This window comes from Paraliomyxa miuraensis (assembly GCF_026337845.1).
In the GTDB taxonomy this organism is placed as follows: domain Bacteria; phylum Myxococcota_A; class Polyangia; order Nannocystales; family Nannocystaceae; genus Paraliomyxa; species Paraliomyxa miuraensis.
On sequence record NZ_JAOVZF010000162.1, the window covers coordinates 344,950 to 369,313 of the forward strand.

Genomic DNA, 24,364 nt, shown 5'->3' on the forward strand with positions numbered 1-24,364 from the left:
CGCTCACGTGGATGCCGGCAGGGCAAGAGGGTCCGGCTCCAGCGCGGGGATGTTGGTGGCGAGCCGGCGATGCTTGTGCAGTGGGTACATGGCGATGCCGAGGCTGGCAGCCAGGCTCAGCATGCTCAGGCCGAGCGCGTGATAGAAGCCCCAACCGAACAGGAACACCCCGCCGATGGTGATGCCACCGGGGATGGTCCCGGCGTAGGTGCCCAGCCGCAAGCACCGCTCCATGTCATCGCCGAGCTCGAACAGGAATGGGAGCTGGCGCAAGCTCTCCTGCATGAGCACGACCTGCGCCGAGTCGGTCGCCACCGTGGTTGCACCGCGCAGCGAGACCGAGATGTTGGACTTCTTGAGGGCGATCGAGTCGTTGATGCCGTCGCCGACGAAGCAGACCATGTGCCCCTCCCGCTGGAGCTGCTCGACCAGGTTGGCCTTGCCCTCCGGGAGGATGTTGGCGAAGTAGCGATCCATGCCCAGGCGCTCGGCGAGGCGGCGCGTCGGCTCGTCCTGATCGCCGGAGATCACGACCATCGCTAGCCCACGCTGGCGCAGACTGGCGATCACCTCGTCGGCTTCGGGCCGGATCGTCGGCTGGAGCTCGATCGCGCCGGCGAGCTGGTCGTCGACGGCGATGAGGACGAGCGTGTGCCCGCCCGCATGACTCTCGCGCTGAATCTCGATGATCTCGGACGACAGCGCCACCCCCTCGGCCGTCATGAAGCGCTCGCTGCCCACCCGGACCAAGCGCTCGCCGACCGTAACCTTGATGCCATAGCCGATCTCGTAGCGGGCGTGGTCGATGGCCGGCATCTCGAGCCCGCGCGCCTCGGCCTCGGCGAGGATCGCCAGCGCGATCGGGTGGGTCTGATCGCGTTCGGCGGCGGCGGCGAGTGTGATCATGCTCGTCTCGTCGAAGCCCTCCAGCGGGATCACGCGCGCGACGTTGGGGCGCGTGAGGGTGAGGGTGCCGGTCTTGTCGAAGACGACGGTGTCGATGTCGGACAACAGGTCGAGCGAGCGGCCGTCCTTGAGCAGGATCCCATTGTGCGACGCGATGTTGAGGAGGTTCAGCATCGCCACCGGGCCACTCATGCGCACGCTGACGCCCAGGGCGGAGTTGATGGCCGCCAGCGCGCCGTCGGGCCCCACGGTCGCGAGCGCGAGGCCAGACAGCGCGAGGGTCGGTACGGCGAAGCTATGGGCGATCTCGCTACCCTTCGACTGGAGGGCGAGCTGGTAGCTGGCAGTCTTGTTGAGCACCTCGCCGATCTTGGCTGCGACCGTCTCCGTGCCCGCGGAGGCGACACGTACGTGCAGCTTGCCGGCGAGCACGACCGTCGAGGCGTAGACGGAATCACCCGGGGACTTCTCGGCGGGCTGAGCCTCGCCCGTGAGCATGTGCTGATCGATGGTGGCCATGCCGTTGACCACCACGCCATCGACCGGCATGAACCCGCCGGCGTGGACGACGACGATGTCGCCGGCCGAGATCCGCTCGAGTGCTCGCTCGACCTCGCGACCGCCCTCGAGCACGATGACGCTGCGCGGCTGCTGTGAGAACACCGCGATGAGCCCCTTGTGCGATCGATCCTCGGTGACCATGAGCAGCTTCTCACCGAGGTAGAAGGCCATGCTTCCGGCCAGCGCGGGGATGTAGAGCCCCCGCAGCCAGATCGCCGTCATGCTGATGATGCTCACGACGTGGTAGGTGATGCGCCGCTGCTTCTTGACCGAGGCGGCCGCCATCTTGAAGGCGGGAAAGGTGAGGGTGAACGAGGCGGGGACGGTGACGAGCAGGGTGGCGGGGGCAAGGAGCCGCCCCGCGACGAGGGCCAGGAGGGCCGAGGCGCAGAACGCGATCTGACGGTTGAGCATCACCTCGCGCGGGCTGATCTCGAAGCCGCCCATCTCTTCCAAGTGCTGGTTGCGCGCTTGGCCGAACAGCGGGTCGACCCGGCGGACCATGAACTCCTGATAGCGGCGATCGAGGACGAGGGCCTGCCGCACGAGCGACGGCCCCACCTGCTCGGGGATGCGGGCGAGCGCGCGGTCGAGGTTGCCTGCGCTGCGCTGGACCGCCGGCGCCACGCTGCTGGAGACCGCAGCGGAGACGCGGTCGGCGATCGCGTCGAGATCCTGGATGAGCTCGAGTCCAAAATCCCGCAGCTCGGTCCACCAGCTCATCGTGTGCTCGCTCCGTGCATGAGGAGCGATGGTCGCTCGATCCTCGCGGGCGGCGCAAGTGACCGGACCGAGGGGTTCATCGCCGTCATGGTGACGAGTGGCGGTAGGAGCAAGGCCGAAGCTGTGCCGGGCGCACTGCGAGCGCCGAGCGACACCGCCACGGACGGCCCCAGGCGTGCCCTGGCCTTTGGGATTGGCGGTTCGCGTCTCTAGACCAGCGCGCACGCACGGTACCGCCGACGGGCCGGGAGGGCCTCCCAGAGGGCGCTGCCGGCCACCAACGCGTGGATGGAGAGAAACCACAGTTTGTCGCGTAGCCGCATCCCCCCGGGGAGTTCGAGGCTCTGCTCGGCGAGTTCGGGCGCGGAGTCTGGACCGGTGAGGCGGTACTGAGCAGCGACCATCGGGCCGGTAGCGAGTCGCCAGGCCAGCCGCGGCCGGAGCAGGACCTCGCGCAACCGCGGCCGGCAGCCGATCCGGTCCGCCAGATCGTCCATATAGGGGATCCAGTCGACCAGGGTGACCGGCCGCGGCTCGTCGAAGCTGGCGGCTTGGGCTCGCCGACGCTCGGCTGACTCGCGCACCATCTGGGGCGGCTCCGGGAGCTGACGCTGGCCGCTGGCCACCAGCGCGGCGTAGCGGGCCTGGACCTCCGCGATCGGTGGGATCGCACCGATCGCTGGCCGGACGAATCCGATGAACACCAGGCGCTCGCGATGCTTGCTCGAGTACATCAGGCGCCACAACTGCGAGGGGCAATGCGGCACGGTCTCGTCGTCGAGGAATGCGTAGCCTGCGGGTCGAAAACCCGTGGCGAACAGCACCACGTCGGCGGGTACCTCCTCTCCATTTGCAAGCTCGACGCCGTTCTCGGTGAAACCGACGAAGCCGGCGCCAACCCTGCACCGGTTGCGCTCGAGTGCATCGACGAAGTTGTCCGACTTGGTGGCGAAGCGACGGAAGGGCGACGGGCTCCCCGAGCGCCGCAACAGATCGACGCGTATGCGATCGCTGGGGCGCGCCGCACCCCAGCGGGCGTACGCGCGGTCGCAGGTGCTCACCGCGAGGTCGTGGGCCCACTTCGGCAGGGCATAGCGCAGGCGGTTGCTGTCGTAGTCGTTGGGGTAGCCGGTGCGCGGGTTGATCCGCGGGATGACATAGGCGCCTCGGCGTAGCGACAGCACCACCGACGCGGCAACCGAAGCGATCTCGGCGACGAGGTCGGCCCCCGTCTCGCCGAGGCCGACCACGACCACCCGCTTGCCAGCAAACGGCGCGGCGTTGTGGTAGTCCTTGGAGTGGAGCACTTGGCCGCGAAAACCCGTGGGATGGGCCTGCGGGAGGTTCGGCATCTGGTGAAGGCCCGAGCAGACCACCAGGGAGTCGAATGGGCCGTGGGTCGTGGGGTCGGTTCCGCTCGTGCCACGGGTAGTGACGAGCCATCCACCCCGGGCCTCGTCGAAGTGCGCCTGCTCGACCCGATGCTCTAGGTGGATCCGGCTGCGGATCTCGAAGTGATCGACGTAGCGCTCGAGGTAGTCGACGTACTCGCCCTTGGTCCAGTGGCGGTGGGTACCGGGAGCCGGCGGGAAGTCGGAGAAGGCCGTCACGGCCGCCGATGAGGTCAACAGGACCCCGTCGTAGCTTTGGTTGAACACACCACCGACGCTCGCGGTTGCTTCGAAGCAGACGACGTCATGGCCCGCCGCAGTGAACTCCTTGAGCGCAACGAGGCCGGACGGGCCGGCACCGATGATTGCGACCCGGCGGCGGACCGGCGCTCCGCTAGCGGTAGGACGTGCACGCCAGGGCTCGAGCAGTGACAGGCCGTAGAGGCTTCCGATCGCCGAGATCGGAATGAGCATCCACGGGGCTGCGACAGTGGCAAGACCGACGACGCCCAGCGGGGCGAGGGTGACGCCCCAGTGGATTGCCGCCGGCAGCCATCGGCTCGGCCACGGGCGCTCATGCGACTGGGCTTGGCCAACGCCAGCACGAGAGTGGAGCAACCGCAGGACATTCTTAAGCGTGTCGTTGGATGATCTGGGCCCCTGTGCCCGCAAGGCGGATATCACGCCCCGCACGGTAGTGCGATTGAGTCACGATTGTCCAGCGTCGACGTGAACGACCGTGGCCCAGGGATACCGGAATCAATAGAGCCTCTGCGACGACGTCGAGGACCACGAGCTTGGCCCGATCGACCTCGACGAGACACGGAACTCACGCCGGCTCGCCCAGCGCCTCGAGGGCCTGGGCTACGAGGTCGAGCTCCGCGTGGCCGCTTGACCGAGCCTCCGGCTTCTGGCTAGGGACACCGATCGCACATGAGCGGCCACCGAGGTGCCGAGCTGCGTCGCGAGGGGTAAGGCGCGAAGAGGGAGCGTAGCGGGCCTACGTGACCGAAGAGCAACGCAGGCCGTTCATCGCGGTCGGGCTCCGCACGGCCCATTGCCTTCGGCCCGTCGAGACATTCGTCGTTCGCCGCGTCGCCCGCCTCGCCGTGGGCTCGACTCCGAGGACGCTCGACTGGTCCCGCCATCCATTGCAATCGCAAGAATGTGACATAGATCGTGCTCGAGCGATTTCGCTGTGAAAGGGACGGGTCCAATGACTCAGAGCACGGTCGTTCATGAGCACGACATGGGAAAGCTGGCCGTGACGATTCCGGTCGCCAGGGAGAACGCTGGCGAGCTCGGCCAGCCAGTAGCCTACGTCTCTGGTTCGTCGGATCAGGCGAGCACGAACCCTCGATGCGTGGCGGCCGGCCGCAGCCATGGCCAGGGCGCACCGGCCATCGCCCACACGGCCAGCGTCTCACTCGTGTTGCCAACACCCTCGCCTGGGGTCATGAAGGCGACCGTCACGCTGACCTTCGAGTCCGCCGGGGTCAGGGTCGCGGTCGGTGGCTTGATCGGTGGCTTGATCGGCACGGCATTCGGTGGAGGCTTGGGTGCAAGGCTCGGGGTATCGATCGGAGCCGCCGTGGGAGCCGCGCTCGGTCTGTGCAACGAGGAGAACCGATAGGCAGGATCTCAGCCCCCTGCCCCCCTTGGGGGCAAGCTGGCTGCCTGCTCGCCCGCAACCGGTCGCGGGTGCGAGAAGAGTAGAGCGCACCGCTTGGCCGACCCATGCCCCCCTTTGGGGGGCAAGCTGGGTGCCCGCTCGCCCGCAACCGGTCGCGGTGCGAGCAGAGTAGAGCGCACCGCTTGGCCGACCCATGCCCCCCTTTGGGGGGCAAGCTGGGTGCCCGCTCGCCCGCAACCGGTCGCGGGGGGCCAAGAAAAGTTCGGCCGCCGCCCGGACCGCCCCCAAATGGGTCCGAGCGGCGACCTCGGTCGCAATAGCTCTTCGTTGCTGGCGATTCGCCGGCCATCGAACCGTCGCCTCGCTCGAGGCCGGCTCGAAGAAAAAGGGTCACCGCCCGGGTCGCCCCCAAATGGACCCGAGCGGTGACCACGGTCGCGCTGTAACTCGTGGCTCTCGGGGGCAGCGGCCCCGTGCGCCGTGACCGGCTTTGGGGCTCGCATCGAACGTGGCGTGTGCTACGCAAACGCCACAGGGCCAGGCCAGATCGTGCTGGGCTTTGCGCTCACATGCAAGCCAAAACAGCGGTCGATTCCAAGGAGGGGAAGTGTGGGTGTGATACGTGGAGCACACGAGATTTGGTGGCTTCGGGCGAACTATGCCGATGAGGAGAGAACGGTCGTCTCTCATCGGATGCCCGCGTTTCGTCGCTGGCTCGATCGTTTTCGCCGCTCCGGCCCCGTGGCGAAAGAGCGCGGAACCATGGGTTTTGCAGGGTCGGGAGACGCGTAGGAGGCGCGGACGAGCGGCAGGTGCGAACGAGTCGACGCGGCCGGGTCTGGTGGGGTCGACTCGGGTCGGTCACGACGGGCCCGCGGGTCGGGAGGCTCGGCCCAGGGTCACGGTCATCCCGAGCAAGATCTCCGCGTTGTGGCTCAGACCATCCTTGTAGCCCTGCCGGGCGGTGATCAGGTCGCGCACGTCCAAGCGCAGGGCGGTGAAGCGATTGAAGTAGATCTTCACGCCCGCACCCAGGTGCATCGCGGCATCGACGTCGTTGCCCACGACCTCGCGTGAGCTCCTCACCCCCAAGAGCCCTCCACCGATCGACCCGAACGGGGTCACGCTCCAGCCATCGCGACGCCCCAGCTGCCCGACCACGCTGCCGCGTGCCGTCCACAGCACCGCCCGACCACGCGGCTCGGCGTGAGTGGGCATGACTCCACCCTCGGCCTCGACCCCGAACCACCGCGAGGGAAAGTAGCCCGCACGGAGCCCGAGGTCGGGAGCCACCCGCGCGAAGGGACGGTAGCCCTGATCGGCCAGGCCGAAGTCCGCCTCGAACAGCTCCACCCGACGCGAGGGCAGCAAGACCCCGCCGTAGATCCCAGCCTCGATCTGGTTGCTCTCGGGCGTCCAGCGCACGATCCAGGGCCGATCGGTGCGGTCGCCGGTGCTCTGGCTCGACTCGTCCGGGGCGGCCTCGTCGGCGATGGGCTCCGCCGCGGCGGCCGAGCAGGGCAGACCGAGCAGCACGGCGATGGCGGCGAGGTGCAGGGCTCGTTCCATGAGGGCCGCAGTCTAGCAGCCGCGACCGTCGCTAGCGCGTGGGCTCTGCAGGCGAGGACGAGGGGGCGCTCGTTGCCGGCGGCGCGTTCTCGACCGTCTTGGGCTTGGGCTTGGTCTTGGTCTTGGTCCTGCGCTCGCGCTTGGTCTTGCCCTTGTGCTCGCGCGGGGGTGGAGCGGCGGCGCTGCGTCGGCCGAGCACGACCGACAGCCCGAGCGTGACCTCGGGAGAGTGGGCGGCTCCATCACCCCTCGCCTCGGTGATCACGTCGCGCACGTCGAGGCGCGCGACCGCCCAGCGGGTGGCGTAGAACTTCAATCCGGCCCCGAAGTAGGGCGCAGCGTCGACCTCTCCGCCCAGGACCGAGCTGGCCGCGGATCCCACCACGCCGCCGCCCACGTGCACGGTGGGCGTGATCCTCCACGGCATCTGGGCGAGCGCATGGGCGCGAACCGTGAACAGAGTGACGCGATCGTCGGTGGTACGGGTACGCGTGGGCGCGAGGCCTTCCTCGAGCTCGACCCCGACCCAGCGGATCGGGTAGTAGCCCAGCCGCAGACCCAGAGACGGCGCGACCCGAGCCAGCGGCTGCCACTCGATGTCTTCGGCGAACTTGATCTGGAACAGGTTGTGGCGCGACGACGGCATCAGCACGCCGCCGTAGACCCCTCCTTCGATCATGTGACGCTCGGGCCGGGCGGGCTCGGCCGAGGTCACGATGGGCGCGGTAGGAGGAGGGTCGTCGACCGTCAAGGTCAGCTCGCCCAGCGCCACCGGCTCGCCGCTCGCGTCGGCCATGATCCGGAGCGTGGCCGCTCGCGGGGCCCCTTGGTCGGCATGCACCCGGACCTGCCACTGCCGGGTCCCCTCCGCCGGCGTCGGGTCCTTCGGGGTGGGGACCCCGACCAGCACCCCCTCGGGCGCCTCGACCCACAGGCGCTGGGGAAGCGGAGCGTCGGCATCGATCGAGAACGCAGCGAACGTGGTCTGGCCGCGGGTGGCGACCTGGGCCTGCGCCACGGCGGCCACCTTCACGTCGACCACCGTGACCGCGAAGCCCGGCACGGGTTGGTCGCTCGGAGTGAGGCAATCGATCAGGCTCGTACCCACCTCGTCGAGCACCGGAGCGCGGCTGGGCTCGCCACCGTCGACGCGACAGCGGAGCTCTCGCGGCACGTCGAGCCGGGTGCCGCGCAGCACTCGGGGCGGCGCCTGCACGTCCGCGTCCTCGCCCGCGGCCTCCGGCAGCGGAGCGTTGCCGGGCGCCCGCAGGCCCACCGACACCAGGCTCAGCCGCAGGCGCTCCGAGGGCGCACTTTCGAAGGCATCGTCGTCGACCGCGGCCACGCTCACGTAGTAGTCGCCCGGCGGCAGGCCACGCACCTCGAAGCGCTGAACGCTGGCGGGCACGGTCTGGGCGGCGAGCAGCTCGCGGCCGTCGGGTCGAAGCGCCACCTCCACGCGGTACGAGGCCGCCCCCGCGATCGCACCCCACTCGCCCTGGATGGTGCCGCCGTGATCTGCGGCCGCCACGAACTTGGTGGCTCCCCGCTCGATCCACGCGGGGGTGGGAGGCAGGGGCTTGGGCTTGGAGGGCGCCTTGCCCTTGGCGACCTTGGAGCCCATCTTCGGCTTGACCTTCACCTTGGCCCGGGACTTGCCCCCGGACGAGCGCACGGCGGCCTTGCCCTCGCCGTGGTTGGCCACGCGGCTGGTGCCGCCATCGTCCACCGTGACCAGGCTGGCGCCGCCCTCGAACTCGGCCACCGCCGACGGGGTCGTCACCGTGAGCGCGCGCTCGCTCTTGCCGGTGTAGGCCCCCAGCCGGCTGCGCAGCGCCCCGCGGTCCAGCGTCGCCTCGCTGGTCTCTCGTCGGGCCTTGGCCTCCGATCCTCCATAGATGATGACCAGGGTGTTCTCGCGCATCTCGATGCGGGAGTCGTCGCGAAACGTGATCTCGGCCGAGGCGCGCTCGTGGGTGTTGACCCGCCATCCGCGGTAGAGGTCGAGGCCCGGCCGGGCGCTGCTCCAGTCCGCGGTGTCGGGGGCCCGCGCCTCCACCTTGCGCTGCGCCGCCGTCACCTCGGCATCGGGCAGGGCCGGCGGCAGCGACTTGGGGAGGACGAGCACCTGGCCCTCCTCGAGGTGATGCGGGAGCTGAGCGCCGAGCCAGCGATTGTACTGGTGGATCACGTCGTGGCGCTGCGGATCGCCGTAGAACGTGCGCGCGAGCCCGCTGCAGGTGTCGCCCTTCTTGATCCGGTACTCGATCGTCTCGATCTCTTGGGGCGCGGGAGCAGCGGCCAGCAGGTGGGCGGCTGCGAACGAGGCGAGCATCCAGGTGGTCATCGGGACCTCTTGTCGTGTCTGCGGTGGCGGGTGACGGTCCGGCGCAGCTTGCGGGCCAGCTCGTCGACCTTGAGGGGCGGCGTGAGCACGTCGCTCACCCCGCGGCGGAGCAGCTCGGCCAGCAGCTCCACCCGGGATCCCGGGGGCACGGCCACCACCGGCACCCCGGAGCCGGTCAGCGCGGCGATGTGCTCGAGATCCTCGACGAGCGCGAGGACCACGTCGTGGCGGCTTGGGGTGGGCAGGGCGCCGGGCTCGATGCGCTCGGGGTAGAGCCCGTTGCTGGCCAGGCCAAGCCACAGGCCGTCGTCGTCGATCTCACCCACGACCCCCACGGCGAGCTCCTCGGCCTCGGCCATCGCCCGTCGCACGGCGGTGCGATCGATGGCGGGGTTTCGCTTCGCATCGGGGGTGGGCGCGGGCTGGTCGGGCACCGAGATCATCCGAGCGGCGCGCCCCTGCAGCATGCGATCGTCCCGCCCGCGGTGGCGCTGCCCCGCCAGCGTGCCCTGGACCTCGCGAATGGCCTCCAGCAGCACCTCGGCGGTGGGCCGATCGCTGGGCTCCTTGGACAGCATGTGCAGCACGAGATCATCGAGATCCGAGGGGATGCCGGCCTCGGGGGCCCGCTCGCGCGGAGACACCGGAGCCACGTAGATGTGCTGGGTGAGCACGTTCATGTGGCTGCCGCGGAACACGAGCTGGCCGGTCAGCATCTCGTAGAGCACACAGCCCAGCGAGTAGATGTCGGCGGCCGGGCCCACGTGGATGCCCTGCGCCTGCTCGGGCGCGAGGAAGGCGGGGGTGCCCACCACCAGCCCCTCGCGGGTCAGCCGACCCGTGTCGGCGTCGCCCTCGATGAAGGCCAGCCCGAAGTCCACCACGCGCACGCGCAGCCGCCCCTCGCGATCGTGCTCGACGAAGACGTTCTCGGGCTTGATGTCGCGGTGCACCAGGGGAATCGCGTGGGCGGTGACGAAGAGATCGGCGATCTGGGCCGTGATCTCGAGCGCCTCGGCGAGCGGCAGGATGCCTCGAGCCTGGGTGTAGTCGCGCAGCTCCTCCCCCGTGAGCAGCTCCATGGCGATGTACACGTGGGGGCCGTCGGTGCCCACGTCGTAGATCTCCACTGCATTGGGGTGCCGCAGGGCCGAGGCCACCCGGGCCTCGCGCAGGAATCGGCGCAGCCCGGTGTCGTTGGCCAGCTCGCGGGTGAGGATCTTCAGCGCCACGTCGCGTCGCAGGTTGAGCTGGGTGGCCCGGTAGACCTGACCCATGCCGCCCTGGCCCAGCATGCCCTCGATCACGTAGCGCTCGGCCACCGTGGTGCCGGGCCGCAGCCCGCCGACGTCGTCGTCGTAGTCGAGCTCCTCGTGGGTCAGGTGACGACCTCGAACAACCTCAGTGGCTCTTGCTGACCCGCCAGCGTCCGTTCGCCCACGGGGGTCAGCTGGAAGCCCTCGCCCGCCAGTCTTGCGGTCTGCTCCGAGATCAAGATCTGCTGCGGTCTCGCGATTGCCTCCAGGCGGGCCGCCACGTTCACCGTGGTCCCGATTGCGGTGTACTCCATCCTCGATTCCGAGCCCACGTTGCCCACCACCGCTTCCCCCGAGTTGATCCCGATCGCGATCCTCACCGAGATCCCGTACTTCTCCTCCCAGCTCGCGTTCCCGATCTCCAGCCATGAGATGATCTCCTCTGCCGCCTCGAGGGCCCGCGCTGCGTGATCGGGCTGTGCCGTGGGAGCGCCCCACATCGCCATCACGCAGTCGCCGATGAACTTGTCGACCGTACCCCCGTGCCGGAACACGATCTCGGTGACGATGGTGAACAGCTCGTTGAGGATCTGCACGACCTGCTCGGGCGGCAGCTTCTCGGTGAGCGGGGTGAAGGCCACCACGTCCGCGAACATCACCGTGATCTCGCGTCGTCGTCCGCCGAGCCCCATGTCCTGCTCGCGCTTGACCACCTTGTCGACGAGCTCGGCCGGCAGGTAGCGGCCGAGGTCGGAGCGGATCTCCAGCTCCTGGCGGATCCGTCGCTCGCTGCTCTCGAGCTCGGCCGCGGCCTGGCTCATGGCGCGGCCGACCATGGCCAGCTCGTCGGAGGTGTGGATGTCGACGCGGGTCTTGAAATTGCGCTGCGACAGGGCGTTGGCGAAGCGCGAGAGCTGGTGCAGCGGCGAGGTGATGCGCCGCGCCAGCAGGAACGCCGCGATCAGGGCGATCACCGCGGCCACCGACACCGTGATCACCACCACGTTGCGCATGTCGACGATCGGCTCGTAGGCGAACTCGGTGGGGACCTGGGCGACCAGCGCCCACGGTCGCGATTCCATGCCGACCACGGTGCCGACCACCTGGCTGCCGCCGGGGCGGGTGTACTCGCCGGTGGTCGAGAACTTGGCCCGCAGGGCGCCGGGATCGAGGCCCGCCAGGATCGGCTCGTCGGCGGCCGAGGCGAGCGCGGCGGCACGCTCGCGATCGGGGTGGGCGAGGATCCGCAGCTGCTCGTCCACCACGAACAGCGCGTCGGGCATGTGTGCGAAGTGAGCGCTGGCGGTCAGCTCCACGCGCTGCTGGATCCCCGACAGCGGCACCAGGCTCGCCACCAGCCCCGTCACCTCGCCCTGGAAGCGGATCGGCAGCACCACCAGCACGCGCGGGCCGTGGGAGTCGGCCACCGCCTCCCCGGTCGCCACGTTGCGCTCGATGGCCTCCTCGCGCAGCGCCGCGGGCAACGGGTCGGGCGCCACGAGCTTCGCCGCGCTGGCCTCCACGATCGGCTCGGGCTCGGTCCCCTCGGCGGTGTAGAGCAGCGCATTGTCGAGCACCTCGTTGCTCTCGACGAGGATCTTGGCCAGCGTCAGCCGGGTCTCGACGTCGAGGCTCTCGTCGACCACGACGCGCCCGATCGCGTCGAGGCCATCGTTGGCCTGCGCCAGCTCGGCCTCGATGTCTCGGGTGACCGCCTCGATGATCGCCAGCTGCATCGCGCGCTGGGCCCGGTCGACGTGATCGCTGGTCAGGCGCAGCGCGGCCCAGCCCACCCCGAGCACGTGGGCCAGCAACAGCAGCCCGGCGAACGCGGCCAGCTTGGCCCGCAACGGAAAGCGAACCGGGGCGCCGGGCAGGGTGGCCGACGACGAGGCGTCGGGTTCGGTCTCGTGCACGCTCATCGAGGGGGCAGGTGGCGGCGAATGCACCTACCGGGCCAATCGTACCGACAAGCGGGGGACCCCGCCCACGGCGTGACGGACCCGGCCCACGACCCGGCCACGACCCAGCCCTCGACCCAGCCCACGTGTGGCCGATGTCCGGCCACGCGGGGCCGGTGCGCGGGGCATCCTGACCGATCGGGGCATCGTGCCTCGGTCGGTCAGGATGGCAGCAGCGCACGCAGTCGCACCAGCTCTCGCTGCAGGTGGGCCCAGCGATCGGCTCCCCGGGGACCCTCGCCGCGCTGGGCCTGGTCGAGGGCGCGAGCCAGCAGGCTCACGCACGCACGCAGCTCGGGCGAGGCATCGGGGGGCAGCGCGGAGCCGAGGATGCGGGCGGTGGCCTCGGCATCGGCCAGTGCGTCGAGATCGTCCGCGCTCACCGCATCGCGCACATGGTTCTCGAGCTCGGCCATCAGGCTCTGCGTGCCGCGCTGCCCGGGTCCGATGATCGCCCGCGGATCGATCGCCACGGCCGGGTCCGAGCTCCCCGCGGTCGACTGGCGGGCGGTGACCCGCGCCCCCGAGCGCGAGCGCATGACGGGCAGCTCCACGTAGAAGGTCGAGCCCCGCCCCACGTCGGAGTCCACCCCGATGTGACCGTGGTGGGCCTCGATCAGCGTCTTGGCGATCACCAGGCCCAGCCCGCTCCCGCCGCGGGCGCGGGTGTCCGAGGCATCGAGCTGGTGGAATTTCTGGAACAGCCGCGGCACGTCGGCCCGCGCGATGCCGGGCCCACGATCGACGACCGACAGCCGCACGCGCCCGTGCCCGGGCTGCACCCGCAGGGTGACCCGCTCTCCCTCGGGCGAGAACTTGATCGCGTTGGAGATCAGGTTCACCAGCACCTGCGCCAGGCGGTCGCGGTCGCCGTGGACCGGGGGCGACGGCTCGGTCTCGACCACCACCGCGACCCCGGCTTGCTGGGCAAAGCCGCTCATCTCCGCCACCACCGCGTCGACCAGCGGACCGAGCTCGACCACCTCGCGGTCCAGCACCAGGTGGCCGGCCTCCATCTTGTCGAGATCGAGGATGTCGTTGATGAGGCGGATCAGCCGATCGGAATTGGTGCGAGCGATGCGGACCAGATCGCGTGCCTTGGGGGGCAGCTCGCCCGCCACCCCGCCCTCGAGCAGGCCCAGCGAGCCGCGGATCGAGGTCAGCGGCGTGCGCAGCTCGTGGCTCACGATCGAGACGAACTCGTCCTTCATCCGCTGGGCCCGCAGGCGCTCGGTGACGTCGGTGGCCACCCCGACCGCGCCCACCACCCGCTCGTCGCGCAGCACGGGGGAGCAGCGGATCTCGAACGCCAGGTGACCCACGGTCTGGGTGATCACGCCCACCCTTCCGCCGAGGGCGTCGCGGATCACCCCGAGCAGGTCGGGCATGTGGCGATAGGCCTCGAACACGGAGCTGCCCACCAGGTCCTCGCTCACGAAGCCGGTGCCCGCGCCGCCCATGCCCTCGACCACCGTGATGGTGCCCCCCAGATCGAGCGAGAACAGCACGATCGGGGCTCCGGTGAGGATGGTGCGCAGCCGGGCCTGACTGCGCCGCAGCGCGTGCTCGGCCCGGACCTGCTCGGTCACGTCGTCGTGCAGCACCACCACGCAGCGCGAGGACTCGGAGCCGGCCAGCGTGCACACGCTGGTGCGCGACCACTGCGAGGGCGAGCCGAAGCGATAGGTGAGGGCGGGAGCCGCCTCGCCGTCGAGCGCCCGCCGCAGCGCCCGGGCCACGCGCAGCGCGTCGTCGCGCAGGGGCCCGGGCTCCTGCTGCAGCCGCTGCAGGTAGTCGTCGTCGAGCTCGGCGTCGGGGCCGGCCAAGGGGTGCCCCGGCCGGCGCCAGGCCGCGTTGATGGCCCGCAGCCGCCCCTGTGCATCCACCAGCCCCGCCCGGGTGCCGAGGGCGTCGAGCAGGGGCTTGAGGGTGGCGGGGTCGACCATCAGAGGAATCGTACCGTGAGCAGCACCGCGGTGATCGTGTCGAGCTTCTCGACCGTGGGCAGCGGATCGTTCTCGTAGCGCAGGGTGAACGTGGCCGACAGGCCCAGGCGATTGGCGAGCTGGATCGTCAGCGCGCTGATCCAGTTGAGGCGGTAGCGACGGGCCTCGATCACGCTCTGCAGGTACTCGAGCTGGGTGTCGAGCGACACGCGCTGCGACAGCGAGTTGTTGTAGCCGGCGAACAGCCGCGCCGCGTGGTTGACGAGGAAGTCGTCCTCGCTCTCGATGATCCGGAAGCGATCGGTGTCGGCGTAGCCGTCGCCGTCCTCGTCGACCGCGGGATCGAGCGGTCGGAGCTCGTACAGCGAGTCCTCGCGGTATGCGTCGTACTGGAAGTCGTAGCCGGCCTCGAACCACAGGCGATGCTTGGCGTTGGTCAGCACGTGGAACGCCACGCCGGGGTCGAGGTTGAAGCGCAGGTCGAGGCCCTGGAAGCGATCGCGGCGCAGGGTGGCCATGAGGAACGCCGACCAGCGCTTGGCGAAGTACACGTCATAGCGGGCCATGCCCTGGATGTTGGTGACCGTGGTGTCGCGTACGTCCTCGGTCTCGTCGGTGTACACCGCCCTGGCGGGTGCGCCGGGGTCGTCGAGCGGAGGCGGGACGAAGTTCCACCGCGGGAGCGCGCGCGTCACGTCCGCGCGGCCGTAGTTGGCGGCGACCTGCGAGGCCACCTGATGCCTCCCTCGCCGCAGGCGGAAGCGACCCTGGCCGGTCACCGCGGCCGCGTACGCGTTGCCCGTCGAGTACAGGCCGCCCGCGGAGATCTCGAGCTCGGTCGCATCCTCGGCCTTGCGCGCGTCGACGTCGGCGGCGGCGAACTTGCCCTGGCCCTCGACCTCGGTCGAGCCGCTGCTGCTGGGGGCGGCCTCGACCGTCCCCTTGGGAACCTCCGGCTCGGGCGGCTCGGTACCCGCGGCGAGCTGGGCCGCACCGAGGTGGACGGCGAAGGTGATGATGGCCGCGAGGGTCGGTGTCATGGTCGTGCGCGGCGAACGGGGGCGAGGCGGGCGGCCGAGGGCGGACGCGCGCCCGTCGGTAGGCTACAGCGGCCCAGGCGCTTTGAACACCGCCCTCGGGCGTTGGGCTCGCCAGCGTCGGGAAGTCCCGTGGTATGACCCAGGGGGCCGAAACGGGCGACCAAGACATGGCCGAACGAATGCAAGGAAGGGTGCTCATCGTCGACGACGACGACGATCTCCGCGACCTCCTCGTGGTGGGGCTCACGGCCCAGAGCTACGAGGTCGTGGGATGCGCGTCGGCCGAGCAGGTGCTGGCCACCATGGTGGATCGACGCTTCGATCTCGTCCTGGCCGACATCAACCTGCCGGGCATGAATGGCATCGAGCTGTGCTCTCGGATCATCGGGGACCGCCCCGACCAGACGGTCATGGTCATGACCGCCTTCGGCAGCATGAAGTCGGCCATCGAGGCCATGCGCGCGGGCGCCTACGACTACATCACCAAGCCGCTCGACGTGGACGCGGTGGGCCTGCGCATCGGCCGGGTGGTGCGCGAGGTCAGGATCCGCGAGGAGGCCCGGCGGCTGCGGGCGGTGGTCGAGGTCAAGGAGTCCTTTGGGCGGATCCTGGGCAGCAGCGCCGCCATGCAGAAGGTCTACGACCTGCTCGAGCGCGTGTCCGACTCCGAGGCCTCGGTGCTGGTGACCGGCGAGAGCGGCACCGGCAAGGAGCTGGTGGCCCGGGCCCTGCACGACCGCGGGCCGCGGCGGGGAGGGCCGTTCGTGGCCGTGAACTGCTCGGCCGTGCCCGAGAACCTGCTCGAGAGCGAGCTGTTCGGCCACGCCAAGGGCTCGTTCACCGATGCGCGCTCGGATCGGGTGGGCCTGTTTGCGCAGGCCAACGGCGGCACCCTGTTCCTCGACGAGGTGGGCGAGATTCCGCTGCTGATGCAGCCCAAGCTGCTGCGCGCGCTCGAGGAGCGCCGCGTTCGCCCGGTGGGCTCCAACGCCGAGGTCCCCATCGACGTGCGCATCGTGGCGGCGACCAATCGCGATCTCGAGGCGGCGGTCGAGGAGCAGCGCTTCCGCGAGGACCTCTACTTTCGCATCAACGTGATCCACGTGGCCCTGCCGCCGCTGCGCTCGCGCGGGACCGACGTGCTGGCCCTGGCCCAGCACTTCCTCAACCGCTTTGCGCTGCAGGCGGGCAAGGACGTGCAGGGGATCTCGCCAGCCGCGGCCCAGCGGCTGTGCGACTACGAGTGGCCCGGCAACGTTCGCGAGCTTCGCAACTGCATGGAGCGGGCGGTCGCCCTGACCCGCTACACCGACCTCGCGGTCGAGGACCTGCCCGAGCGCGTGGTCAAGTATCGGCGCTCGCACGTCGTGGTCGCATCGGACGATCCCTCCGAGCTCGTGCCCATGGAAGAGGTCGAGCGCCGCTACATCTTGCGCGTGGTGGAAGCCGTGGGGGGCAACAAGACGGTGGCCGCGAAGATCCTCGGGTTCGATCGCAAGACCCTCTACCGCAAGCTCGAGCGCTACAAGCTCGACGCCTGAGCGCCATGAGCCGCGGGATGGGGCAGGAAGGGCGGGGCAAGGCTCCCCGGTGGGGCCCGATGCCCCACGTCGAGCCGTGGCTCCAGCGCTCGCGTGGGCTCGGACCCACCGACCGCGATCTGGCCCGGATGCTGCAAAGGTTCGCGGGATGACCCGAGCGCTCAAGGTCCTCCTCGTCGATGATGACGAGGACATCCGAGCCATCGGGGAGATGGCGCTCACCGAGGTCGGCGGCATGCAGACGGTGCTCGCCAGCAGCGGAGCCGCTGCGCTGGGGCTGGCCGCCCGCGAGCAGCCCGACGTGGTGCTGCTCGACGTGATGATGCCCGGCCTCGATGGCCCCACCACGTTCCGGCGCCTGCGCGACGACCCGAGCACCGCGGCGATTCCGGTGGTGTTCGTGACCGCCAAGGTCCAGCGCAGCGAGGTCGAGCGCTACGTGGAGATGGGGGCGGCCGGCGTGATCGGCAAGCCCTTCGATCCCATGCGCCTGCCCGACGACGTGCGGGCCATCCTCGACAAGACCGGTGGGGAGGCGCCCCGCGCATGAGCGCCGATCCGGCGGAGGGTGCACGCGTCCAGCTCGTCGAGCTGCGTTCGCGCTTTGGCGCGCGCCTTCGCGAGCGGCTCGAGCAGCTCGCGGCCCTGGTGGAGCGCGCGCACGCAGGGGCGAGCCCCGAGGCGCTCGCCGAGGCCCTCGGGGCCGCGCATCGCCTGGCCGGGACCTCGGGCTCCTACGGCTTCGTCGACGTGAGCGAGGCCGTGGCTGCGCTCGAGCGAGCGCTCCAGCGCATCACGGAGGGCGAGGCCGAGTGGGAGCTCGCGCTCGCCTCGCTGGCGCGCGCGCAGCAGGCCGTGCAGTAGTGCGTGCGCGGTCGATCCTCGGCGGGGGGCACGGACTGGTAGAATGCGCGCTCCATGACGCGCGTGCTCGATCTCCGTTGCTTGTCCTTGCTCGCGGTGCTCGCTCCCACGGCCGGGTGCTTCGACGTCTCCGATGCTCCTCCACTGGAGACGGAGACCACGACCGGTACGCCGGTCTCGACCGATGATTCCACCACGGGATCCATGCCCGATCCCACCAACACGAGCACCACGGCGAACCCCTCGACCGGCGAGGATCCGAGTACCTCCACCGGCGAGGACCCGGACACCTCCACCGGAGCCGACGGCAGCTCGTCCTCGGGCGATCCGCCCGAGTCCGTGTGCGGCGACGGGATCCTCGATCCGATGACCGAGGAGTGCGACGACGGCAACCTCGAGGCCGGCGACCTGTGCGACGGGGCTTGCTTGCTCGAGACCCTGGTGTTCGAACACACCGGCATGCCCCAGATGTTCGAGGTGCCCACGTGGGTCGACTCCCTGGAGATCGAGGCGTGGGGGGCCCAGGGCGGCGACTCGGAGTGCTGCATGGGTCCCCCTCAGGAAGACGGGGGCCTGGGGGGCCACGTCTCGGGGGTGCTCCCCACGGCGGGGGGAGCCAATCTCGCGATCTTCGTCGGAGGCAAGGGCGTCCTGGGCGGACCCGGAGGCTTCAACGGCGGAGGTGCGGCTGGCCAGTACGGAGGAGGTGGTGGCGGCGCGACCGACATCCGCATCGGGCCTGCAATGCTCGGCAATCGCCTGTTCGTGGCGGGCGGCGGAGGTGGAGGCAATTGCGGCTGCCCCGACCATGGTGCGGGCGGCAACGCGGGCGGCCTGATGGGCGCGCCCGGGATCTCCGGTCAGGGCCTGACACCCGGCGGAGGAGGGACTCAGGCGGCGGGGGGATCCGCCGGCGAGGGCGGTACACCCGGCCAGCTCGGCCTCGGAGGCTCCTCGCCCGATCCCGCCAATCTGTACCACTTTGCGGGGGGCGGGGGCGGCTACTATGGCGGTGGCGGGGCCTATGCGTCCGGTGCCGGCGGTGGCTCGTCGTACCTGGGCCTGCTCGAGAACGGCAACACCATCGCCGCAGAGCGCATGGGGCACGGCGAGGTTCGGCTCACCGCCGTGCCCCAGTGAGGGCGGTCGTCTCCCCGCCCTGGCGCGGCCGGCCGGCCTTCGCCGCTTTCTTGCCTTTCGTGCGCATCGGTGCCGACACTGGCATCGGAGCGATGGCTGCGCACACTCTTCGTACCCGTATTGCTCGCTGGTGCCTCGCAATGGGCTCGCTGGTGCTCGCCATGCCCGTGCAGGCGGCCCGCCCCGATGGCCAGGCTCGCTACACCGTGATCTCGGGTGACTCCCTGTGGAGCATCGCCCAGCACCACGGCTGCCGGGTCTCCGATCTGCGCCGGGCCAACCACCTCTCGGAGGGCAGCCCGCTGCTCGCGGGCACCGAGCTGGTGATCCCCACCTGCAAGGGCAAGGGCAAGTCCTCGGCCGCGCGAGTCCACGAGGTGGCGCGCGGCGACACGCTGTCGGCCATCGCGGCGCGCTACGGCACTACCGTGGCGGAGCTGCGCGCCGCCAATGATCTGAAGGACGACACGATCGTCCCGGGCCAGCGCCTGTCGATCGCGGCCGCCCCCGCCGAGCTGCCCGTGCGGCTGGTCGCGGGTCAGAGCATCGGACGCCCGCAGCGGGGAAGCCTCGCCAATGGCGTGCAGCTGCCCCACAGCCGCCAGTACTTTCGCCGTCGCCCCGAGTGGGCCTGGGGGGCGCAGCACGTCGTCGATCACACGCGTCGTGCCATCGACGAGGTCAATCGTCGCCACCCGGGGCTCCATCGCCTCGCGATCGGCGACATCTCGGCTCCCAAGGGCGGCGTGCTCCCCGGCCACGGCTCGCACCAGAGCGGACGCGACATCGATCTCGGCCTCTACTACACCAAGGTCCCCGCCGGCTATCCCGAGGAGTTCGTCCCGGTCGCTCGCGGCACCCTCGACGCCGAGGCCACGTGGGACCTGGTCCACGCATTCTATCGCGCCTCCAAGAACCCCGGCGGCCCCGACAAGATCTTCCTCGACTACGAGGTGCAGGGCAAGCTCCATGCGGTGGCCCGCAAGGCCGGGATCTCGCGCGCCACCTTGACCAAGATCTTCCAGTACCCCGATGGGCGTTGGGCCAGGGACCGCTTCGTGCAGCACGTGCCCAAGCACGACGACCACCTGCACGTGCGCTTCGACTGTCCGCCGCGCGACGACGAGTGCCACTGAGACCCGGGGTTGCTATCCTCGCGCGCGCATGAGCTCTTCGCTGCGCGAGGCCCTCGACGGCCGTGACCCCGAGGCGATCATCGACGCCCTCGACGACGACCCCCACCTCGACCCGGCGGAGGGTCTCGATGCGGTGGCGGCCTGGGAGTGGATCGAGCCCACCGAGCACGCGCCTCGCTTCGCCCGCACGCTGCTGCGCGCGCTCGATGCAAGCGCGCACGCGCTGCGGATGCCCGCGGGCTGGGTGGCCCAGACCGGCCTGGGCCTGGCCGAGCGAGCGCTCGAGGACGTGGACGACGCCGACGGGTCGACCTTCGTCTACGGGGCGCTGCTCACCCAGGACGTGATGAACGACGAGGCGCTCGACGCCTGGATCGAGCAGGCGGCGGACGGCGACGGCTACTTCGATCCGGAGAGCCTCGGCAAGGCCCACGGCGAGCGCCACCAGCCCGGCGCCCCCAAGGCGCGGCTGCAGCTGCTGCGCGCCGTCGAGGCGCTGGCGGGCTTTTCGTGGAACGTGACCAACGTGCCGCGGGCCAAGGCCCTGGAGTACCTCGCCCGGGCCCTCCGCTCCGAGCGCGCTCCGATCTCGGCCGAGGCGCTCGCCCTCGCCACCGAGCGGCTCGTGTCACGGGGGAGCTTCCAGCTGCCGAGCGCCGAGGAGCTCGCGAGCGCGATCGGCTGAGCCACGGGCGCTCGTCGTCGCCGGGCTACCCGCGGATCTCGTCCTCGTCGAGCTCGTCGAGCGCCTCTCGCACGAACTCCTCCACGGCTTCTTCGTTGCTCTGGGCGATCTGTCGCGGCGAGCCCACGATGGGGATGCCCCGCTCGTGCACCAGCGCGATCCGGTCGCTGACGCTGAAGGCACAGCGCATGTCGTGGGTGACCAGCACGCTGGTGATCCGGAGGTCGCGCTGCAGCTCGGCGATCATCTCCGCGATGACGGTGATGCTCTGGGGATCGAGCCCCTGCGTGGGCTCGTCGTAGAGCACCACCTCGGGCTCCACCGCGATCGCCCGGGCCAGCGCGACGCGCTTGCGCATGCCCCCGGACAGCTCGCCGGGCCACTGATCGAGGATCCGGCGATCGAGGTTGACCTTCTCCAGGCACTCGATCACCCGCGCGCGGATCTCCTCGTCCGCCATGCGCTTGTGCTCGCGCAGGGCGTAGCCCACGTTCTCGAGCACGGTCATCGAGTCGAACAGCGCGCCGGCCTGGAACAGGTAGCCGACCGACCGTCGCACCCGAGCCAGCCCATCGGCGCTCATCTGCGTCACGTCGTCGCCACGAAAGAGGATCTTGCCCGCGTCCACCGGGACCAGCCCGATCATCATCTTGAGCAGGATGCTCTTGCCGCAGCCGCTCTCGCCGATGATCGACAGGGTCTCGCCCCGGCGGACGACGAGCGACGTGTCCTCGAACAAGACCAGGTCGCCGAACGCCTTGGCGATCCCCTGCAGCTCGAACGACGACGCATCGGGCATGGGCGCGACCACGGTGCCCGTGCCGAATCGCGGCGCGATCGAGACCTGCGAGGTCACCCGCGGATGCTAGCAACCAACCATGGGTGGGGCTGACGACCGCCCCCGTCGGCACGAACCCTTCCGGGCGTTCGTGGCCCCCGGCTCCATGCGTAAATCGCGCCATGCGAAAGGGGGATCGAAATCCTGGGGGCGCCGCCGCCGGCCTGCAAGGGGACCAACTTCAGTCGGAACCGCAAATGCTCAACGATAACGGCGTTCTGCGCCAAAGTGAGCCTCCAAGGACCACCCCCGAGGGCTACGATCCTCCTCCGCAGGAGCGCGACGCCCGGCACGAAAATGTTGGAAAATGCGCCTTGCGACCCGCGAAGAGCGTTGGCTCTCGTACGCGTGTCCCCTACCTTCACGCGCTGCGCCCCGATGATGGCGACCAACACCGCCAGCGACACCTTCAACCACGACCCCTTGCTCGGCAAGGTGGTAGGGGGACGCTACGCGATCGAGCGGCTCATCGGTCGCGGTGGCGTGGGCCTGGTCTACCTCGCCAACGATCTCACCGACCGGCGTCAGGTGGTGGTCAAGGTCCTCGCTCCGCACTGGGCCGAGGATCGCGATGCCGTGGCTCGCTTCAACCGCGAAGCCCAGCGGATGGCGCAGCTCGACCACCTCAACGTGGTCAAGATGTACGACCACGGTCACTTCGAGGGCCGTGCGTTCATCGTGATGGAGTTCATCCGCGGCGAGCCGATGCGGCGCTTCCTCAACCGGAACAAGCGCATGCCGTGGGAGGAGTTCGCCCCGATCGCCGCGCAGATCCTCGTGGGCGCCGGCTACGTGCACGACCGCGGCATCATGATGCGGGACATCAAGCCCGCGAACATCATGCTGTGCGAGCACGACGGGAAGGCCAACCACGTCAAGCTGCTCGACTTCGGACTCGCCAAGCTCATCGAGGAGGACGAGGAGGACGAGGTCACCAAGGCCCACGTCATCGGCACCGCCGCGTACATGTCCCCGGAGCAGATCCGCGGCGACAAGATCGACGTGCGCGTCGACGTGTATGCCCTGGGCGTGCTGTTCTTCTTGATGCTGACCGGCGAGCAGCCGATCTCGGGTGACAACGACGCGGCGATCCTCGTCAACCATGTGCACGGCAAGCCCAAGTCGCTCTCCGAGCGCCTGCCCAAGGGGCACCGCGTGCCGGCCGAGGTCATCGCGCTCATCGAGTCGTGCCTGGCCAAGGAGGCCAAGGATCGGCCCGCGAGCGCCGGGGCGATGGCTCAGCGGCTGTTTGCGATGGTCCCCGCGGCCGAGCTGACCCAGCCCATCGCCGACGCCAAGTCTCGGGTTGCCGTCGAGACCTACTGGTCCACGCGGATGACCTCGGGACCGGCCGCCCTGGCCGCGCTGCAGTCCGATACCAGCGACAGCGCGGAGTGGACGCGGCCGCTGCTGCGGCGCGCCGCCAAGACCGGGCAGGCCCCGCTCAAGCTGGCCGAGGAAGAGCTCGCCGCGCAGAAGGCCAAGATGGAGGCCGCCGCGCCCAAGGGCAAGCGCCGGCCCACGCAATCGGGGATGAAGCCCCGGCCGCCCGGGCTCGGCCCGCCACCGCAGCCGCCCAAGCCGTCGGGCTCCCGAATGACCAGCGTCAAGAGCCTGGGGCCCCCGCCGCAGCCGCCCAAGCCGTCGGGCTCCCGGATGTCGAGCGTCAAGGGCATGGACCTGCCCCCGCGGCCACCCAGCAAGACGCCTCCTCCGGTCACGCCGGTCGGCTCCAAGCCCACGCCGGCCACGGTGCGGGTGACCGCGGCCGATGCCCGCGAGGCCGTCGAGCGGGTCGAGGACGAGTTCGATCGCAAGCGCGCAGCGGCCCTCGAAGTCCAGCGTACGGTCCAGCGACGTCTCGCGCCGAGCGGCTCCGAGCCCGAAGACGACGACGACGCGGACATGCTGCCGATCCCGCTCTCCGTCGACGACGAGGACGTGCGGTCCACCGAGTCCGTCTCGCGCAGCGCGCCCACCAAGCCGTCGTCGCCGCTGCTGGGCGAGCCCTCCAGCGGGCCGCTGCTGGTGGCCGAGCCCGGGTCCAGTCCCATCCCATTCGGCCAGCCGACGCCCGATGGGATGAAGCTCGGCGCGGTCGTGGCCGTGGCCGGCCTGGTGGCCTTGGTGCTGGGAGGGCTGACTGCATTCTTGATCCTCGGCGGCTCCGACGACCCCGCACCCGCGTCCACGTCGACGGTGGCTGCGGCCAGCACCACCCCCACGGCCGACGAGCCCAAGCCCACGGCCGTGGGTGCCGATGCCACGCCCGAGGCAGCCGACGTGGGCACGGTGGAGATCCGTGCCACCATCGAGGGTGGCAATGCCAAGGTCGAGGTCGATGGCGAGGACCGGGGCGAGGCGCCCGTTCAGCTGGAGCTGCCGCCCGGGGAGCATCGGGTGCGGGTGACCGCGGCGAGCCACTATCCCTGGCAGACCACCATCGTGGTCAAGCCGGGGGCCAACGCCGACGTCACGGCCGAGCTGGTGCCCGCCGAGCCCGCAGGTCCGAGCGGCACGACCCCGGAGGCGCCGCCCGACGGTGGCTCCAAGAAGCCCAAAACCGGCACCAGCAAGCCCAAGGGGGACTCAAAGCCCAAGGGGGACCCCAAGACCGATTCCACGTCCAAGCCCAAGCCCAAGTCCGATGTCTTCATGGGTTCGTCCAAGGGCGGGGATGACGGTATCTTCATGCCCGTCGGAGGCAAGTGATCCCACGTTCCACCAGCATCGTTCGTCGCGCTCGGCGAGCCGTCGTTGCCGGCGCCGTCATGACCGAGCTCGTCTTGGGTTCGGCCTGGGGTTCGACCTTGGCACTGAGCCTGGG

The 24,364-nt window shown here is 70.3% G+C and carries 17 protein-coding genes; 8 read left to right on the forward strand and 9 right to left on the reverse strand.

Translation table 11 applies throughout. The annotated features are described in order from the left end of the window. Nucleotides 1–3 precede the first annotated feature (3 nt). Nucleotides 4–2,190, reverse strand: coding sequence for a heavy metal translocating P-type ATPase (locus OEB96_RS38920; protein ID WP_266221969.1), 2,187 nt, complete (start codon nucleotides 2,188–2,190; stop codon nucleotides 4–6). Between the two features lie 209 nt (nucleotides 2,191–2,399). Then, entirely contained in the window at nucleotides 2,400–4,265 is a 1,866-nt protein-coding gene (locus tag OEB96_RS38925) for an FAD-dependent oxidoreductase (protein WP_266221970.1), read from the reverse strand. 772 nt (nucleotides 4,266–5,037) lie between these two features. Here OEB96_RS38925 and OEB96_RS38930 point away from each other — a divergent pair. After that, the gene (locus tag OEB96_RS38930; protein ID WP_266221971.1) at nucleotides 5,038–5,214 is read left to right on the forward strand and encodes a hypothetical protein; all 177 of its coding nucleotides are present in this window, start codon (nucleotides 5,038–5,040) and stop codon (nucleotides 5,212–5,214) included. 861 nt (nucleotides 5,215–6,075) lie between these two features. On the opposite strand, the gene OEB96_RS38935 is transcribed toward OEB96_RS38930, so the two are convergent. From OEB96_RS38935 to OEB96_RS38960, 6 genes are all read right to left on the reverse strand, one after another. After that, complete coding sequence (locus OEB96_RS38935) at nucleotides 6,076–6,783, reverse strand: porin family protein (RefSeq protein ID WP_266221972.1); 708 nt, start codon at nucleotides 6,781–6,783, stop codon at nucleotides 6,076–6,078. A 31-nt stretch (nucleotides 6,784–6,814) separates the two neighbouring features. Then, nucleotides 6,815–9,130 (reverse strand): FecR domain-containing protein, encoded by a 2,316-nt coding sequence (locus tag OEB96_RS38940; RefSeq protein WP_266221973.1) that lies wholly within the window; start codon nucleotides 9,128–9,130, stop codon nucleotides 6,815–6,817. Then, the gene (locus tag OEB96_RS38945; protein WP_266221974.1) at nucleotides 9,127–10,452 is read right to left on the reverse strand and encodes a serine/threonine-protein kinase; all 1,326 of its coding nucleotides are present in this window, start codon (nucleotides 10,450–10,452) and stop codon (nucleotides 9,127–9,129) included. Before OEB96_RS38945 ends, OEB96_RS38940 begins: the two co-directional genes overlap by 4 nt. 56 nt (nucleotides 10,453–10,508) lie before the next feature. Continuing rightward, complete coding sequence (locus tag OEB96_RS38950) at nucleotides 10,509–12,308, reverse strand: adenylate/guanylate cyclase domain-containing protein (protein ID WP_266221975.1); 1,800 nt, start codon at nucleotides 12,306–12,308, stop codon at nucleotides 10,509–10,511. Between the two features lie 200 nt (nucleotides 12,309–12,508). Then, the gene (locus OEB96_RS38955) at nucleotides 12,509–14,293 is read right to left on the reverse strand and encodes a sensor histidine kinase (RefSeq protein WP_266221976.1); all 1,785 of its coding nucleotides are present in this window, start codon (nucleotides 14,291–14,293) and stop codon (nucleotides 12,509–12,511) included. Beyond that, complete coding sequence (locus OEB96_RS38960; RefSeq protein WP_266221977.1) at nucleotides 14,293–15,333, reverse strand: DUF481 domain-containing protein; 1,041 nt, start codon at nucleotides 15,331–15,333, stop codon at nucleotides 14,293–14,295. The genes OEB96_RS38955 and OEB96_RS38960 overlap by 1 nt, the downstream gene beginning before the upstream one ends. A gap of 167 nt (nucleotides 15,334–15,500) precedes the next feature. Here OEB96_RS38960 and OEB96_RS38965 point away from each other — a divergent pair, with 167 nt between their 5' ends. The 6 genes from OEB96_RS38965 (at nucleotide 15,501) to OEB96_RS38990 (ending at nucleotide 20,699) form a co-directional block, all read left to right on the forward strand. Beyond that, entirely contained in the window at nucleotides 15,501–16,874 is a 1,374-nt protein-coding gene (locus tag OEB96_RS38965) for a sigma-54-dependent transcriptional regulator (protein ID WP_323137481.1), read from the forward strand. Nucleotides 16,875–17,022: 148 nt separating this feature from the next. After that, nucleotides 17,023–17,424: a response regulator gene (locus OEB96_RS38970; RefSeq protein ID WP_266221978.1), complete on the forward strand. Its 402-nt coding sequence runs from the start codon at nucleotides 17,023–17,025 to the stop codon at nucleotides 17,422–17,424. After that, nucleotides 17,421–17,738, forward strand: a complete 318-nt coding sequence (locus OEB96_RS38975) for an Hpt domain-containing protein (protein ID WP_266221979.1) — start codon at nucleotides 17,421–17,423, stop codon at nucleotides 17,736–17,738. Before OEB96_RS38970 ends, OEB96_RS38975 begins: the two co-directional genes overlap by 4 nt. A gap of 54 nt (nucleotides 17,739–17,792) precedes the next feature. Next, a complete protein-coding gene (locus OEB96_RS38980) occupies nucleotides 17,793–18,878 on the forward strand; it encodes a glycine-rich protein (protein WP_266221980.1) in 1,086 nt (361 codons plus the stop codon). Between the two features lie 92 nt (nucleotides 18,879–18,970). After that, the gene (locus OEB96_RS38985; protein ID WP_266221981.1) at nucleotides 18,971–20,014 is read left to right on the forward strand and encodes a penicillin-insensitive murein endopeptidase; all 1,044 of its coding nucleotides are present in this window, start codon (nucleotides 18,971–18,973) and stop codon (nucleotides 20,012–20,014) included. A gap of 28 nt (nucleotides 20,015–20,042) precedes the next feature. Next, complete coding sequence (locus OEB96_RS38990; RefSeq protein ID WP_266221982.1) at nucleotides 20,043–20,699, forward strand: hypothetical protein; 657 nt, start codon at nucleotides 20,043–20,045, stop codon at nucleotides 20,697–20,699. 25 nt (nucleotides 20,700–20,724) lie between these two features. On the opposite strand, the gene OEB96_RS38995 is transcribed toward OEB96_RS38990, so the two are convergent. After that, entirely contained in the window at nucleotides 20,725–21,555 is an 831-nt protein-coding gene (locus OEB96_RS38995) for an ABC transporter ATP-binding protein (protein ID WP_266221983.1), read from the reverse strand. 330 nt (nucleotides 21,556–21,885) lie between these two features. Here OEB96_RS38995 and OEB96_RS39000 point away from each other — a divergent pair, with 330 nt between their 5' ends. Further along, nucleotides 21,886–24,249 carry a serine/threonine-protein kinase gene (locus tag OEB96_RS39000; RefSeq protein ID WP_266221984.1) on the forward strand — a complete coding sequence of 788 codons (2,364 nt, stop codon included), beginning with the start codon at nucleotides 21,886–21,888 and terminating at the stop codon, nucleotides 24,247–24,249. Nucleotides 24,250–24,364: the final 115 nt, after the last annotated feature.